The sequence below is a fragment of the Staphylococcus saccharolyticus genome (assembly GCF_900458815.1).
Taxonomy (GTDB): domain Bacteria; phylum Bacillota; class Bacilli; order Staphylococcales; family Staphylococcaceae; genus Staphylococcus; species Staphylococcus saccharolyticus.
Genome location: NZ_UHDZ01000001.1, coordinates 237,507 through 253,257, shown reverse-complemented (window position 1 = coordinate 253,257; position 15,751 = coordinate 237,507). Strand labels below are relative to the sequence as shown.

General features: G+C 30.2%; 8 protein-coding genes, 1 tRNA gene and 8 pseudogenes. 7 read left to right on the top strand and 10 right to left on the bottom strand.

What is annotated here, in order from left to right:
- Positions 1–144: 144 nt before the first annotated feature.
- The gene (locus tag DYE57_RS01065; RefSeq protein WP_115312549.1) at positions 145–1,320 is read right to left on the bottom strand and encodes an MFS transporter; all 1,176 of its coding nucleotides are present in this window, start codon (positions 1,318–1,320) and stop codon (positions 145–147) included.
- Between the two features lie 281 nt (positions 1,321–1,601).
- On the opposite strand from DYE57_RS01065, the pseudogene DYE57_RS12670 reads away from it, so the two are divergent.
- Both DYE57_RS12670 and DYE57_RS01055 read left to right on the top strand, forming a co-directional pair.
- Positions 1,602–2,644, top strand: a pseudogene (locus DYE57_RS12670) (LLM class flavin-dependent oxidoreductase).
- Positions 2,645–2,657: 13 nt separating this feature from the next.
- Positions 2,658–3,014, top strand: coding sequence for a hypothetical protein (locus tag DYE57_RS01055; RefSeq protein WP_115312548.1), 357 nt, complete (start codon positions 2,658–2,660; stop codon positions 3,012–3,014).
- A gap of 107 nt (positions 3,015–3,121) precedes the next feature.
- Here DYE57_RS01055 and DYE57_RS01050 read toward each other — a convergent pair.
- From DYE57_RS01050 to DYE57_RS01025, 6 genes and pseudogenes are all read right to left on the bottom strand, one after another.
- Positions 3,122–3,580, bottom strand: a pseudogene (locus DYE57_RS01050) (peptide-methionine (S)-S-oxide reductase).
- Between the two features lie 164 nt (positions 3,581–3,744).
- A complete protein-coding gene (locus tag DYE57_RS01045; RefSeq protein WP_115312547.1) occupies positions 3,745–4,092 on the bottom strand; it encodes a hypothetical protein in 348 nt (115 codons plus the stop codon).
- Positions 4,093–4,334: 242 nt separating this feature from the next.
- Positions 4,335–4,682, bottom strand: coding sequence for a magnetosome magnetite crystal formation protein family (locus tag DYE57_RS01040; RefSeq protein WP_115312546.1), 348 nt, complete (start codon positions 4,680–4,682; stop codon positions 4,335–4,337).
- Between the two features lie 100 nt (positions 4,683–4,782).
- A pseudogene (gtfB, locus tag DYE57_RS01035) lies at positions 4,783–6,122 on the bottom strand (accessory Sec system glycosylation chaperone GtfB).
- Positions 6,115–7,609, bottom strand: a pseudogene (gtfA, locus tag DYE57_RS01030) (accessory Sec system glycosyltransferase GtfA). Before gtfA ends, gtfB begins: the two co-directional pseudogenes overlap by 8 nt.
- 19 nt (positions 7,610–7,628) lie before the next feature.
- Positions 7,629–8,372 (bottom strand): annotated as a pseudogene (locus DYE57_RS01025) (accessory Sec system translocase SecA2); the annotation flags it as partial.
- Between DYE57_RS01025 and DYE57_RS01020 the strand changes: the two are divergent.
- Positions 8,362–8,643, top strand: a pseudogene (locus tag DYE57_RS01020) (5'-nucleotidase C-terminal domain-containing protein); the annotation flags it as partial. The pseudogenes DYE57_RS01025 and DYE57_RS01020 overlap by 11 nt on opposite strands.
- A gap of 125 nt (positions 8,644–8,768) precedes the next feature.
- Here DYE57_RS01020 and DYE57_RS01015 read toward each other — a convergent pair.
- Positions 8,769–9,938 (bottom strand): MFS transporter, encoded by a 1,170-nt coding sequence (locus DYE57_RS01015; RefSeq protein ID WP_115312544.1) that lies wholly within the window; start codon positions 9,936–9,938, stop codon positions 8,769–8,771.
- 578 nt (positions 9,939–10,516) lie between these two features.
- Here DYE57_RS01015 and DYE57_RS11780 point away from each other — a divergent pair.
- A tRNA-Thr gene (locus DYE57_RS11780) sits at positions 10,517–10,606 on the top strand.
- Between the two features lie 221 nt (positions 10,607–10,827).
- A pseudogene (locus tag DYE57_RS01005) lies at positions 10,828–12,467 on the top strand (IS1182 family transposase).
- Between the two features lie 221 nt (positions 12,468–12,688).
- Here DYE57_RS01005 and DYE57_RS01000 read toward each other — a convergent pair.
- Both DYE57_RS01000 and icaR read right to left on the bottom strand, forming a co-directional pair.
- On the bottom strand, positions 12,689–13,078 hold the full coding sequence (locus DYE57_RS01000) for a cell surface protein (RefSeq protein WP_232619706.1): 390 nt from the start codon (positions 13,076–13,078) through the stop codon (positions 12,689–12,691).
- A gap of 492 nt (positions 13,079–13,570) precedes the next feature.
- Entirely contained in the window at positions 13,571–14,128 is a 558-nt protein-coding gene (gene icaR, locus DYE57_RS00995) for an ica operon transcriptional regulator IcaR (protein ID WP_115312543.1), read from the bottom strand.
- A gap of 184 nt (positions 14,129–14,312) precedes the next feature.
- On the opposite strand from icaR, the pseudogene icaA reads away from it, so the two are divergent.
- Positions 14,313–15,487 (top strand): annotated as a pseudogene (gene icaA, locus DYE57_RS00990) (poly-beta-1,6 N-acetyl-D-glucosamine synthase IcaA).
- Positions 15,451–15,750, top strand: coding sequence for an intracellular adhesion protein IcaD (gene icaD, locus DYE57_RS00985; protein ID WP_115312542.1), 300 nt, complete (start codon positions 15,451–15,453; stop codon positions 15,748–15,750). The pseudogene icaA and the gene icaD overlap by 37 nt, the downstream one beginning before the upstream one ends.
- Position 15,751: the final 1 nt, after the last annotated feature.

The window sequence follows — 15,751 nt, the reverse complement described above, 5'->3', positions numbered from 1 at the left end:
CTATCGCTTAAAGATTTATTATCTTAAGGTTACATGACACTCTCTGTTCATGTCTAATAATAAAAAGTAATTTATTTATAGATAAAAGTTATAGATATTTAAGTTTGTAATTATTTATTTTTATAAAAGATAGAGATCTTCAACTTAATATGAACGTTGATCGCTCGGCATAAAGAATGAGACGATTAAAGACATAAGTCCAATCAACGCGATAACGGCAAATTGTATGAAAAAATTTGTAAGTTGCTCTACGTAAATCATTAATATTGGAGCAATAGCTGTACCTAAAAACAGAATAACTGTGTTTACAGATAAGAAGAAACCTTGGTTACTGTTAACAACGACACCAATTTTGGAAATAACTGTTGGTATAGAGAATGCTATACCTGCAACAAATGTCACACTAAAAATTGTAATCACTACAATATTAGTAAAAGTCCCAATTAAAATAAGCGACACGACAGACGTTGCAAGTGCAATAGAAAGTACTCGTTTCATACCTAATCGACTACTTAAGCGTCCAGCTAATAATGATAACAACATCCCTATTACACCAAAAAGTTTAACTATAGATGCGGCAGACATATCTCCGGCTACTTGACTTGAAGTAATGTAAGAATTCAAAATACTGTACATGCTAATAAACATAATTAGGAGTGTGAGTGAGATAAATAAACAATAAAAAACTTTCAAGTTCTCTTTAAAATCTTTAAAGTTATTAAAAAATTTAAGTAGTTTAATATCGGGATTTTTGTGAGAACTTTCTGGTACATTTTTCAAAATAACAAATGCTAATATTAAATAAAGTAGAGTTAAGATAAAGTATATCCACTGCCAATTAAAGTGACTTACAATCATCTCACTCATATTTTGACCTAACACTCCAGATAACATGAAACTTGTGCTAATAAAACTAATTGCTGTCACACGCTTAACGGGTGGATATGTTTCGGTTGTATATGTCATAGCTGCCGGAGAAAATGATGCTGCAAACACACCTTGCAATGCACGCATGATAAGCAAGATAATAAATGAATGAACAAACCCAATAACCAGACAAATAACAACAAGAGCACTCATACCGACTAAAATTGTTTTTATTCTACCGAACTTTTCAGAAATAGTTCCATAAAAAAGACAACTTAAAGAATAAGTTAACGAGAAAATGACTCCATTAAGTGTTGCTATCGATTCAGGAACATGAAAGTCTTCTGCGAACGCTGCGGTAAGCGGTAAAGCTGTATATAAACTTCCCATTACTATAATGCCTGATAAAAACATAATTGTTGTGATGAGATTGTAATTTTTACTTTCCTTCATCGAATTTCATACTCCTTTCAAAATTTTAATCAACGTTACTATTATGACAGTTTGCCAATCATTCCTAAAGAGGTATTTAAATTGACGAAAAATTAAAATAATAAATTCAACTATCTGTTTACTATGAGTTGACGAAAAACTGAATCAATTTTCAAGTTAATAAACTAGTAATATCAGTCCATCATTATTTCAAAGTTATCTCAAAAATTTAAATATTGACATATACGTGTAGATGGGCTTATTATATCTAGTATGTTTTTTATATCAAGGATGTGTTATGGATGAAAATAGAGTTAGGCTTAACATTATTTGCAGAAAATAGCACCATTTACATGCCAGACGGTAAGCGTCAACCCATTAGTCATGCTCAACGTATCAGAGACATCATAGAAGAGATAGAATTGGCTGATCAACTCTGGTTAGATTTTTATGGTTTAAATGAACATCATAGAAAAGATTATGCAGTATCAGATCCTGTAACAGTACTCAGCGCTGCTGCTACTCGTACTCATCATATTAAACTCTCATCAGAGCAGTGACGGTTTTATCTTCCAATGATCCTGTGAGAGTCTATGAGCAATTTTCAACTTTAGATGCAGTATCTCGTGGCAGAGCAGAAATAATAGTAGGACGCAGTTCTTTTATTGAATCATTCCCGTTATTTGGCTATAACTTAAATGACTATGAAGATTTATTTAATGAAAAACTTCAAATGTTGCTTAAAATCAATAAACATGAAATGATGAGTTGGGAAGGAAAGTTACGACCTAGTTTAGAACACTGGTATTTATCCACGAATTGAGCACGGTAAATTGCCAATTTGGATAGCCTACTGGAGGAACCCCTGAATCATCACTGAGAGCTGGTGCATATGGGTTACTTATTACGTATGCCATTATTGGAGATAATCCTAGGCGATTTACACGTAATATCGAGCCTTAGCTGAATCGAATGGATACAACCAAAACACCTTCCTATTGGCGTGCACTCATGGGGATATGTTGCTGAAACTAACGAGCAAGCTAAGCATGAATTCTTCCCTTCACTAAAAGCACATCAAGATACTCTAAGTAAAGAACGCGGTTGGCCACCTTTCGATGAAAATTCATTTGAAAAAGAAATAGGTTCTCAAGGTGCTATATATTTAGGAAGCCCCGAAACCGTAGCTCAAAAGATTATTCATACCATTGAAACTTTAGGAATTAACCGTTTTATGCTCCATACTCCTGTCGGTTCTACGCCTCATGAGCATATTATGCATTCAATTCGTCTTTTTGGGGAAAAGGTTAAACCTATAGTAGATAAATATTTTGCAAATAAATAGGAGGAATAGATTTATGATTTTACGTTATGCTACAAATTTAAAACTTGCTAAAGAACTATATGATGCAAGTAAACCAAAACTACAAGGTGACCAAGATATGGTTGACACTTTTACTAATGTGTTTGGATTACCTGAAAAATCAGTTAAATTAGCAGGTAGTGTTGAAATTGCAGCTACTGGTTTATTCGCTGTAAGTTTTTTAAACAAAAATATCTCTCGTTTAGGTTCATTAGCTACCATTTCAGTATTAAGTGTAGCTGCTTATAAACACTTTGAAGTTGGTCATGGTAAAAAAGGTGCTCAACATGCGCTTGATTTACTAGGATTAGCTACATTAAGCTTATTAGATACATTTACTTCAAAAAAATAATTATTATTTTTAGAAAAGTTAAATATAAAAGAACTCACAATGTCGACAAAGAGTTATATTGTCGGCATTTTTACATGTGTTTAAAATTATATCAATTATTATTACTTTTAATATTTATTCAATAATTCTCGTGAAACGTGACATAAATAATAATCTTCAGGATACTTTTCAAGATGATTTTGGTGCTCTTCTGTACTTCTAACATAATTATTTAAGGGCTGTACTTCTACTTTAATTCGAACAACATCGTCCCTACTATTAATAAACTGTTATGCTTCTTCTAAATGCTTAACATTATCACTATACAAACCTGTCCGATATTTTTTACCTTTATCTTGACCTTGCTGATTCAAACTATAAGGATCAATTATTTCGAACAAATAGCTCATAAGGTCATTAATTGTAATGTCTTTAGGATTGAATTGAACTTTTACACACTCTGCATAGCCATCGTAAGAATCATCTAAATAATTAGGAAGACCATTAACTCTTCCTGCCTCAGTGATAATTACTCGTGGTATCGAGTTAAAAAAGGCTTGTGTCCCGCAAAGCCACCTGCAAAGCACACTGTTTCCACCCTATCACCTATAACTATCAAAACTTCTTCTACTTTCATGATTAATCATATGAGATGCTGATTATAAATTTCAAATAGATAGATTATATTCAATATGCAAAATAAAAAATAAGAGTAGAACAAAAACTTCTTGTTCCGCTCTTATGAAAGATACTACTTTCTTACTAAAGCTAGTATTCCAGCCACTAATATTAAAATTCCTGATAAAATACTAAAGAAACTTATAAATACAAAATTAAGAATACCACCGATAACTAAAAGAATTCCTATTAGACCCCTTTTTTTATTAATAATACAACTTAGAACTAAAGTGATAATGCATGTTAAAATAACTGCGGCACCTAGTCCTCCTACTCCACTTGTTTGAGCATCAAACTCTGATCCTATTCCATCTACCATTATGGCAAACAGACCACCTAAGATGCCAAAAATACTTCCCATAATACCTAAAATCATTTCTGCAACTCTACTAGTTGGTTTATTATTTTGAATTTCATTCATAGACTCTCCTCCTTTCTATCTATTTATTAAAGCAGTTAAAAAAGAATGGTATAAAAATTATGTAAGACAATTTAAAACTACTTAGCATGTATTCGAATTTTTTAAAATAGACAAATACATATTAATTTTATAACACTTATCTGCAAAATCAAGAATATATTAAAATTATTTCTAAAATCTCAATTAATTTTATTGAATGTAAAAAAGCGAGCTAAAACCAAAGTTCTAACTCGCTTCTCTATTTAAATTATCAACAATTTAATTCCTCGTACAATATTTATAATAAATAGTACCAGCGACCATATAAAGAAGAGTACAGCTACTATAATCCATATCGTTATTCCAATAGCAAAATTTGCCGAATCACCCATTGAAGTCCCAATTAAAAGGGATACAAATCCTAATGCTACAAACACCCAACTAAAAATATGATTAAATAATGCGTTTCTTGAATAATTTGATGCTGGAGGTTGTGACACAATCCATACGATTAGTGGAAATAATACAGGCGCAAAGAAAACACTGAGATAACTTAAAGCGCCTAATACATTACTTGTTTTATCACTATATCTTTCATCATAGTTTTCCATATATTTATCACCTCAATTAATATACAAACATAATATCGCGCTCAATTTAAGCGATTGTAGCCACAATTACAATATCGTAAGATTCGACACTTTTTATTTATTATGACTGTAGTGCTTTTTCAAGTCCTTTTTTAAATAAGGAAATTGATACTTCATTAGCATGTCTTAATTGATCATTTAATTTCTCTTTAAAATAGTATTGACTGCGTACAATATCTTTGAGCATACGATTTAAATAGTCTGCATCTTGTACAGAACATTGATTATGATTAGCTGTAACTACTGAGTTGTACACAATGTCTTTATAACCTAAAATCAACATGTTATGATTAAAAGCCGTTCGAACTGCATTAAAAATTTCGTTACCTTCATTAATATCTAAGTAAATATCACAGTGTTGATACAACATTTCAACCACATCTTCCTTAATAATTGGATATAATTTCACGTTTTTATATTGCGCCATATCTAATAACTTTGATGACATCTCAGTTTTAGCGCCAATGTAAAATTGAAATTCTTCATTATCATTAATCAATGTTTCTAAATGAGGTATTTGATCCGAGTTGGTAAGAATTAAAATATTTTTAGAAAAGTGATTTTCTTTCACTTTGTGATAAACATAACCTGAAGGATAAACAGACTGCTGTTCTTCTGCTGTTAACTGCCTATTGATGTCTCTATATTCTTTTTGATTAGGAATTATTATAGCAAATTGATTGTGGCGATTTTCGTCTAATATCAACTTCATATTTCCTGGAACATCATTTTGTGTTCGTTCTTGCCAAAAAAGAATTCCCTTTTGTAATTGAGGTAAATCGTATAATGATAAAAATGGCGTAGATAAATTATTGAATATGACTTGTTCAAGATTGATATTTATTTCATTTAAGTAAAACTTAATGAATTCTGTTTTTGAATCAAAGAAATATGACTTTCCATTATAATTTACTACGACATCACGAGTTACATAATTCTCATACATGACTTCTTTATTTTCACGAGTCATATACTTTTTAAATATAGCATACCCTGTTAAATCATACACTGTCTCAGCATATTTGAATCCTTCTTTAGTATAATGATCAACTGAACGTAAACGTTGCTTTTTATCTAACCATTCTACAAAGCTAACCACTCGTGTTTGATAGTTCTTTCTATAAAAAATTTTACCTCTAAGTTCTCCCATGTCAGTAATTGTTGCCATCGTCGCATCACCTTTTATTTCCCAAAAAGTGGTGTTTTAACATCGTTGAAAAAAGCAGGCTTACCATTATCAAAAATTTGGTAAGCTGCAAAATATTGATATGGAGATGTCACTTCATCGGGTAAAAATCCATCATCATCCATGACGATTGTAAAATGATTATAGCCAGCGATTTTTAGAGATTGATGTAGTTCACGAGTGTTTTGATCATATGTTTCAAATAAGTTAATCATGTAGCACCTCTTCTATTAATTGTTTCCATTTATCTACAATGCGCGGTGTTATAAATGATTCTGCTATTTCATATGAAACCTCATGTGGTTGTTTTGGTCCTTCTTCAAAATATCGCACAATCTTTTCTGCCATTTCAGTAGTCACCTCTTCTATTGATTGATTATCTAAATCAATAGGTACTAAGTAACCATTTTGATTGTGTCGAATAAACGTTGGACTACCATAATTAACATTAAAACCAATCATTCCCAAACCAGAGCCTATCGCTTCCTTTAAAGTAAGACCAAAACCTTCACTTTGTGAAGCTGTCATAAACAGTTCATACTTTTTATAGATATTTTGAAGATTCACATATCCTTTTAGATGGATGTAATCTTCTGCTTGATGTTCTTTAATGACCCTTTCAATCCTTTCTTGTTCAGGTCCATCGCTATAAATATCAAAATTTAACTGTGGGAGTCGTTGCTTTGATTTTATAACTGCAAGTGCAATCCAGTCTACATGCTTTTCATTAACTAAACGCGATGCAATCATTATAGAGTATGGCTTTCTCGATTCTTGAGGATTGTTTAACATTTTTAGACTGCCCACAGGAATCGTTCTAATTCGGGGTGAATCATCAGTATAGATTTCAAATTGTTGCGTTAAAATTTTATTTTGTAAGTCAGTAGCGGTAATAAAGAAATCGATATATTTCGCATTTTCAAACTGGTACTCGTAGTAATTATTCCATAAAATATGTGTTCCGTCTGTTGAATGCGCGCTAAAATGTTCTGCATGTACCACCACTCCAACCTTGCTATAGGCTTTATTTTCTAAAATGGCCTGTCCAACGTCAGTAGCACGATCAATGATAATGATATCATTTTTAGATAACTTAAGCTGACGTATAAAGTATGCTATGAATTCCTGCTTACTATAGTGTCATCAAAAACATATACATGCTCATCTTCGTCAATGTATTCATTGTAAACAATAGAGCCATCTTCATTATAAAATTGACGCATGTACAACTTAGCTTTATTATCATACGATGCATAATATTCTGAAAATGTTCTTACATAGCTATAAAAATCCTTACGAATTAACATACCATTAACTACAAATTCTGCACGATCGGCGATATTATCGTACGAATTCTTTAAGTAACAACGGTTTGGTTATTGTTTAAATACAAACGTAAAACTTTATCATCATGCTCTTGTCGAGTGACTTCATTACCTAACTCTGACATCAAATCATCTAATGTATATGTTGTAGGGGCAATCTTAATATCACTAAAATATTGATAGAGCCATATCACTTCATCATCTTTAAATCCAATGTTACTTGTAAGTGTTTGAATATTTTCAGATTGAATAAAGTCTAAAAATACAAATTTTATCGGATAATTAAGTTCGCGTAATAATTGTGCTTTATATGCTTGCGCATATTCTACATCACTACTCGCCCACCCAATCCCGAAATTTATATTATATATTGTCATGCGAATTACACCTCTTCGTTTATGGAAAATAAATCACTATGTCGCCAGATTGATCAAATGTAAGAATACTTAAACATAGATTTCTTATAATATTTCTTTTAATGTCTTCAGACATATATTCATAAGTTTCAAGTACAACTTTATGGTATTCAAAAACAACATTACGCTGTCCATTTTGGCGATTATTTACACTAGATTTTAGTTGTTGTAAATTATCAACTTGCTCTATCCATTCACTATCGATTGCTTTTAAAACAGATTTTTGTAAAAAGCGAAGTTTTAAATATGGATCTGATACAACCTCAAAGTTACTATGAAGTTGATGTACGAATTGTTGTGTTAAAAATTGTATGATTTCTTCATAATTATTCATATCTATAGTAGATACATCTTCGTTAAATACAAAACTCAAGTTTTGATATATATAATTAACGAGTGCACTTTCATTATTTAATTGATTATTTTTAATATCTTTGGCGAAGACATCATATGCAAGTTGTTCAAAGTTGAAATTTTTAAAATCTGTCGTTTCTAATATTTAGTTTCTTTCTGTATATATTTTTTCTCGCTGAATGCTTATACTTTTTTCAAATTCATTAGCCATTTCTCTATTAACCATTGCTGTTTCTTCTGAAAAACGTTGAGCTTTTTTAACAATTGATTTGACACGCTTTTGAAAAAGAACACTATTTTCTAATTTTGAAGCGTCCATTGATTGAATGTTTTTATTATTCACTAAATTAGAATGATTCCAACATTTCAACTATGATATATTTACCGGCATTCAATATACTATTCACGTTAATCGTCCTTATGGCGAGCGAGTCAGTTATTTATATTTTAACGGCACGCCACTACAAGAAGAACAATTATATACAATATGTGTGAATAATTATAAAGCAGTTAGCGGTGGTAATTATAATATGTATGCTAATAAACCTGTCGTAAAAGATATTCAAATCGAGGGCGCTCAATTGTTAATAGATTATTTATCTCAAATCTCACAAGTCGTCGATTTTAAAGTCGTTAAGTGATAGCTTGATTTATTAAAATGTCATTGATTTAAAAAAGTACATTTTATAAATTAATGTCTCTATAAAGTTAACTCGAAAATATAACCTTATAGGGACATTTTTAAATAGTAATGAATAATCATTATTTAGTTATTGAATGTAATATGTCTCTTTTCATAAAGATGATTAATAAGATTAAGAATCATACCAAATACTATGATTCCACCAGATATTAATGTAATTTGTATATATGGCAAACCTATTGATAACAGTATAGAGCCAATAATTGCACCAAGGAAATTAGCAACGTTAAAGATAGAAGCTGCTAATGTACTTGCAAGAAGAGGCGCTTCTTTTGCACTTAAAATAATTTTACTATTTAGTAATGGTGTGGTACCAAACGTACCGAAGCCGAATAAAAAGCAAATGATTAGTGCTAATATTGAACTCTGAACAACAGTTACAAATAGAACGATTGTTACCAATAATAGTAAAAACGTTAGATATAAATTCTTAGTTAATTTATGTTCTGGCACACTACCAGTAATTAAATTTCCTATTACTCCACCTAAACCAAACATAAATAAACAAGCAGTTAGACCTACAGTCTTAAACGGTGAAAAATCTCGTATCATTGGCTCCATAAATGTATAAGTTGTAAATACACCTGAGTAGCCAAAAACAATGATTGCAATCACAATTAAAATATGTGGGTTCTTAAATACTGTTAATTCTTTAGAAATATTTGCCTCTGCACTTAAAGAAACGTGTGAGACAAACTTTATCATTCCCAACATAGTGATGATTGCTAACACTGTCATAACACCAAAGACAACTCTCCAATTTGCAAATCCACCTAAAAATGAGCCAAATGGTACACCTACCATTACTGCGATTGTTAAACCTGATTGAACAAGCGCGATGGCTTGTGGTTTCTTAGCAGGAGGAGCAACAGCTGCCGCAACACTCATACAAACTCCAAAGAATGGTGCATGCATTGCTGCAGACATTAGTCTTGATAATAATAATACATTGAAATTTGGTGCTAACATACCTACTAGATTACTTACTATAAAAATTGCAACTAAAATCGGTAACAAACGATGTGCATGAACTTTCATAGTGAAAATTCTCATTAAAGGACCTATTAATGCGACACTGATGGCATAAACACTAATAAGTAAACCTGCACTTGAAATAGATACTTTCATGTCTCCAGCTATTTGAGTAAGTAAACCTGTTACTACATATTCCGCCATCCCTACTGTAAATGTTCCTATCATAAAAATTACGAACATCATCTTGTTATCTTTCATGACTGCTTCCTCCTTTTTCTTAGTTTCAAAAAAATCAATATGAATGCTATATTATAAAAAAATCGACGCAATGTGAAGTATGAATTTTTAAATCCACATCCTCTTTAGATGCTACCCTCATAAGTTTTCATGTAATAAAATTAAGACAATTTATGATGCCATGATATTAAGCACATGTCTAAATAAGACTTGTTGGACCAATTTTATATTGATAAATAAAATTGAATATTCATGAAATGATGTCAATTTTTTGACGAAACTCTATTATGATACGTATTCTTTTCCCTATTTGATTGTAATAAAGTATATTTTTTTCAAAAAATTCATTAATTATTAACTTTAAAATTCAAATTAATGTATAGGATTAACACTATGACTGGGGATAAATAATGGTTAAATAAGATAAACACTAATGATATTAAAGCATTATTGATATGAGATTAGATATTATTAATACTATTTATAATATCTCTATTTTAAGTTGATCATTGAAGAAGATTTACATGTTTATAATAAAAAATAAACTTTCTCTTTACAGATTGTTCTATATATTATAAGATATCAATTGTTCTGATTTTGGATGGATACTCAAGTCTGGTTTAAGAGGCTAATCATTCGTGATTGGTAGGAGCTTTTTGCTCGCGTTGGTTCTAATCCTTCTCCCTCCGCTAATAATATATTGATATTGGGAGTGAGACAGAATTCATATTGAATTCGTTGTCCACCCCATCAATGAGGTATAGAGTTGAAAAAACTTGATATCACTCCCTTTTTGACTCAGTCATCAACTGCCAATATTTAAAAAGAGTCTGGGACATAATTCTTAGAAAAACAAGGCATTTTCGTATAATTTAATAAACATCACTAAACTAAATTAACGAGGTGCCTTATGTATGAAGATTCTAACATGACTCAACTTACTCTACCAATAGAAACTTCAGTACTTATCCCCATAAACGATATTTCAAGATATGTGAATGATATTGTTGAAACAATTCCCTATACTAAATTCGATGAATTCAAACATTATCGTGGTGCAACGTCATACCATCCTAAAATGATGTTAAAAGTAGTGCTATATGCTTACGCACAATCTGTATTTTCTGGTCAAAAAATAGAAAAATTGCTTAATGATAGTATTCGAATGATGTGGCTGTCACAAAATCAAACACCTTCTTATAAAACGATTCATCGCTTTAGAGTAAATCCCTAAGTAGATACTTTATTAGAATCTTTATTTATTTAATTTCATAGTCAGTGTTTGAAACAAAATCTTATAGATGATAAAGCTATTTTTATTGATGGTACAAAAGTTGAGGCAAATGCCAATCGATATACATTTGTATTGAAAAAGAACATTCATAACCATGAATCAAAAATGAATAAAGATTCTAAAGCACTCTATCGTGAATTAATAAAAAATAAAATCATACCTGAGATTAAAGAAGATCACGATAATGAATTAACTAAAGAAGAAATTAATCTAATTGGCAGTCATTTAGATAAAGAAATCGAAGATTTAAACCAACAAATCAACAATGAAGCATGTACTAGGATAAGAAAAGCAATACGTCTCAAGCGAACTAAAATCAAAAAAATACGAAAGACAAATTAATGATTACTCTAAGCGAAAGTCTAAATACGAAATTCAAAAATCTATTTTAAATGATAGAAATAGTTACACTAAAACAGACCATGATACAACATTTATGAGAATGAAAGAAGATCATATGAAAAATGGACAACTCAAGGCAGGGTATAATTTACAAATAGCAACAAATTCTCAATTTGTTTTATCTTATAATGCATATCAAAATCCAACAGATATGAGAACGATGATTCCATTCTTAAATTTAATTCAAAAGACCTATGGTCAATTACCTGAATATATTGTAGCTGACGCAGGTTATGGCAGCGAACCAAACTATATAGCAATTATAGATGATTTTAATCGAACACCGCTTATAACCTACGGTATGTTTATTAAAGATAAAACTAAAAAATATAAAAGTGACATCTTTAACACTCAAAATTGGGAATACGACGAAATGAATGACGAATTCATTTGTCCGAACAATAAACGACTGGGTTAAGAGATATGCCTATCGTCATGATAAGTACGGATTTAAGCGAAACTTCAAATTATATGAATGTGATGATTTTTCAGAATGTCTTCTGAAAAATCAGTGTATGAAATTCTACTCAAAAACAAATAAAAAAATAATGAAAAATTATAACTGGGAATATTTTAAAGCCCAAATCAGTAAGAAGCTTTCTGAACTGGAAACAAAAAACATTTACAGTCAAAGAAAAATTGATGTAGAACCTGTTTTCGGATTTATGAAGGCTATTTTGGGTTTCACTCAAATGTCGGTTCGAGGCATAAATAAAGTCAAAAGAGAAATAGGATTTGTACTAATAGCACTTAATATAAGAAAAATAGCAGCTCAACGAGCTAAATATGGTTTGAATAATTATAAAAAAGACAGTTTCTATATTATTTCAATAGAAATTGTCTTTTTTTACTAGTCTAAGAACTTTATGTCCCAGACTCTTTTTTTATATCTCTTCACTCTTGCTCATTCATGCTCAACCAAGAAAATTTCGAGTATTACAAATATCTCCATGAAAAAATACCCTATAAGTGATTATTAAAAAAATTAGTTAATCTCGTATATCTTAATCACTTATAGGATATGTTCATTAATTATTATTTTCTGATTTGAATGTTTTTTGTGGTGCATAAATTGTTACGCCATATTTATTTGCAATATTTTGTGTTTCTTTATCGACTTTTTTTCAAATTCTTTTGTAGACATTGTATAATCATTATCAACTTTTTTCTCTAGTTCAACATATTGATGATTTGTCATACCTTTAGGTGGAAAACCACCATAAGGTCTCATGCCCATATTTGTACGTCCATGTTTATCATACTCTTTTAAAGCTTCCATTCTCTTTTGATATTCTTTATTGCTAATTTGTTTTTTACTTTTAAGATGATTAAGCGCATCCACCTTTTGTTGGTAAGTAGAAGTGCTAGTTTGATGCATTTCGTTTGCACTTGCAATACTTGCGACTCCTGATAAAGCAATTGTACCTGCTAATACTGCTCTACCAACTAAAGTAATTTTCTTCATTTTCATATAACCCCATTTCAAAATAATAAAATAATTTACATTACAAAAACTTTACCGCTATTTTACGTATGCTACTTATTAACATACCCATTAAATTAAATTTTACCTTCAGTAAAAAAATAAACACTTACAACTGGGCAATTGTAAGTGTTACCTAAATTTTATGGTTGTGCATAATAGTAGTCTATTTTAATTGTTGAAAGATTAAATTGAATGACATAACTTTATTTACAATAGTTGTTAAAACCAATTCTCAAAAATAAATCTAACTAATTAAATAAATATAGTCACAATTAAATCAAATTTTCGGTTAATTATTATTTAAATTGAATTATTCATAACTCTATGAAATTGTGCAAAATACAAAAAATTAATTGCTAACTTAAGAATCACAAGTTTAATAAATATTGTCAACTATTTTTTTGATTTAAAAAAATATGCAACGAAAATCCTTAAAAAAATAAGAAATTTATTACATACTAGTTACAAAATTTATTTTTTTAAAAATACATTTAACAACGAACACACTTCATCTTTGAAGTTATTCTTACTATCTTCAATACCCCCGTATCTCTGTGAAAAAGAGGCTCGTAAATACCAACTCTCAAGAAAAAGGAAAATCAAATTTTTAAAATCTTCTTTATCCATAGATATATAGGAGGGATCATAATATTTTATAATTTCACTATTTATTGTTTCATTTACTTCTTTGAGATAGTCATTAATCTCTGAAGACAATGCTTCTGGTGCATTGGATAATTGAACATATAATTTGATATACCTTTCATCGACATCAAATATAAACTTAAATAAAAACTGATAAAGTCCATCAATTGAGTAATTATCGTCACGATTCTTGAGAATAAAAGTTAAAAAGTAGTTAAAACAGTTTTCTACACTTTTGCGATATATCTCTTCTTTATTTGTATAATGATAATAAAGACTGGCTTTTTTAATATTAACGCTTCTTGAGATGTCATCAAGCGTTGTACCGTCGTACCCCTTTTCAGAAAATAAGGTTATTGCATTATCAATAATCTTATCTTTCAATTCTAAAATCTCCCCCTTATTCATTATATTTCAGAAAAATTAAGTTAAAATTACAAGTATTACCGTTCAAGTATAACAACATTCTATTGCAAATTGAAATACTTTCGATTAGTATATGCGATACAACCTAACTAACGAAAGGTAGGTATATAAATTGCTACTTTTACTTTTTTATCCTGTTTTTATGTCAATTTATTGGATAGTAGGATTAATTTATTACTTTTTCATTAAGGAAAAACCATTTAACAGAAAGAAATTAGTAAAAGGTAACCAACAAAACATTGAGGGTGTTACGTTTTTACTGGCATAATACAACGAAAGTGAAACAGTATAAGAGACACTCTCAAAAGCGTATTATCTTTAAACTACACTAAAAAAGAAATTATCATCATCAATGATGGTAGTTCTGATAACACTGCAGAGATTATTTAAGACATGAAAAAAAGTTACGACTTTAAATTCTTGGATTTGCAAGTGAATCGAGGTAAAACTAATGCATTAAACCAAGGTGTTAAACATGCCTCTTATTACTATGTCATGTGTCTTGATGCAGATACTATGGTTGATGATGATGCACCTTAACTTTAAAAAGAATCCAAAACTAGGTGCTGTAACAGGAAATCCTCGTATCCGTAATAAGAGTTCTATATTAGGAAAAATTCAAACAATAGAATACTCAAGTCTCATTGGTTGTATTAAACATAGTCAATCACTTGCTGGTGCGGTCAATACAATTTCTGGTGTTTTCACATTATTCAAGAAAAGTGCCCTCAAAGAAGTTGATCATTGGGATACTGATATGATTACTGAAGATATTACTGTTTCTTGGAAATTACATTTATCAGGATTTCAAATTAAATATGAGCCACGTGCTTTGTGCTGGATGCTCGTACCTGAAACTATTGGAGGCTTATGGAAGCAACGTGTAAGGTGGGCTCAAGGGGGACGCGAAGTCCTACTAAGAGATTTTTGGGTAACAATGAAATCTAGAAAAATACCACTCTATTTACTCATGTTTGAACAAATTATTTCAATTACTTGGGTTTATGTCGTTCTTATTTATCTAGCATTTTTATTAGTAACAGCCAACTTTTTAGATTACACATACTTGAAATATAGTTTTTCAATTTTCTTCTTTTCATCATTTACTATGACATTTATTAATATAATTCAATTTACAGTTGCTTTATTTATAGACAGTCGCTAAGAAAAGAAAAATACAGTTGGGTTGATTTTTGTAAGTTGGTATCCAACCATTTATTGGATTATCAACACTGCTGTTGTCATTGTAGTGTTTCCTAAAGCATTATTGGCTATGCTACATGGTCAAGCCCAGACAGAGGAAATATCCAACAGTAAAATCGTCATTGAATCTAGTTAGGGAGAGCTTGTTCATTGCGATATCTTGTACGTTTTGGATTTATTGTATTGTCGCCATGGTCGTATATATTGGTATACTTATTAATTCACAAATTGAAAGTGTCATTACAATTCGTATCACTTTAAACGTAGAAAATACAGAAATTTATAATATATTTGGTCTAATGGGTATCTTTACATTTATTATTTTTATCTTTTTTACTATAAGTATCATTTCCGAAAAATTGTATGAAAGGTCGTGAA

Bases quoted from the DNA above. Each gene is read 5' to 3' on its own strand.
- DYE57_RS01055 (WP_115312548.1), top strand. From the start codon at position 2,658: ATGATTTTACGTTATGCTACAAATTTAAAACTTGCTAAAGAACTATAT.
- DYE57_RS01065 (WP_115312549.1), bottom strand. From the start codon at position 1,320: ATGAAGGAAAGTAAAAATTACAATCTCATCACAACAATTATGTTTTTA.
- DYE57_RS01000 (WP_232619706.1), bottom strand. From the start codon at position 13,078: ATGAAGAAAATTACTTTAGTTGGTAGAGCAGTATTAGCAGGTACAATT.
- icaD (WP_115312542.1), top strand. From the start codon at position 15,451: ATGGTCAAGCCCAGACAGAGGAAATATCCAACAGTAAAATCGTCATTG.
- DYE57_RS01040 (WP_115312546.1), bottom strand. From the start codon at position 4,682: ATGGAAAACTATGATGAAAGATATAGTGATAAAACAAGTAATGTATTA.
- DYE57_RS01045 (WP_115312547.1), bottom strand. From the start codon at position 4,092: ATGAATGAAATTCAAAATAATAAACCAACTAGTAGAGTTGCAGAAATG.
- DYE57_RS01015 (WP_115312544.1), bottom strand. From the start codon at position 9,938: ATGAAAGATAACAAGATGATGTTCGTAATTTTTATGATAGGAACATTT.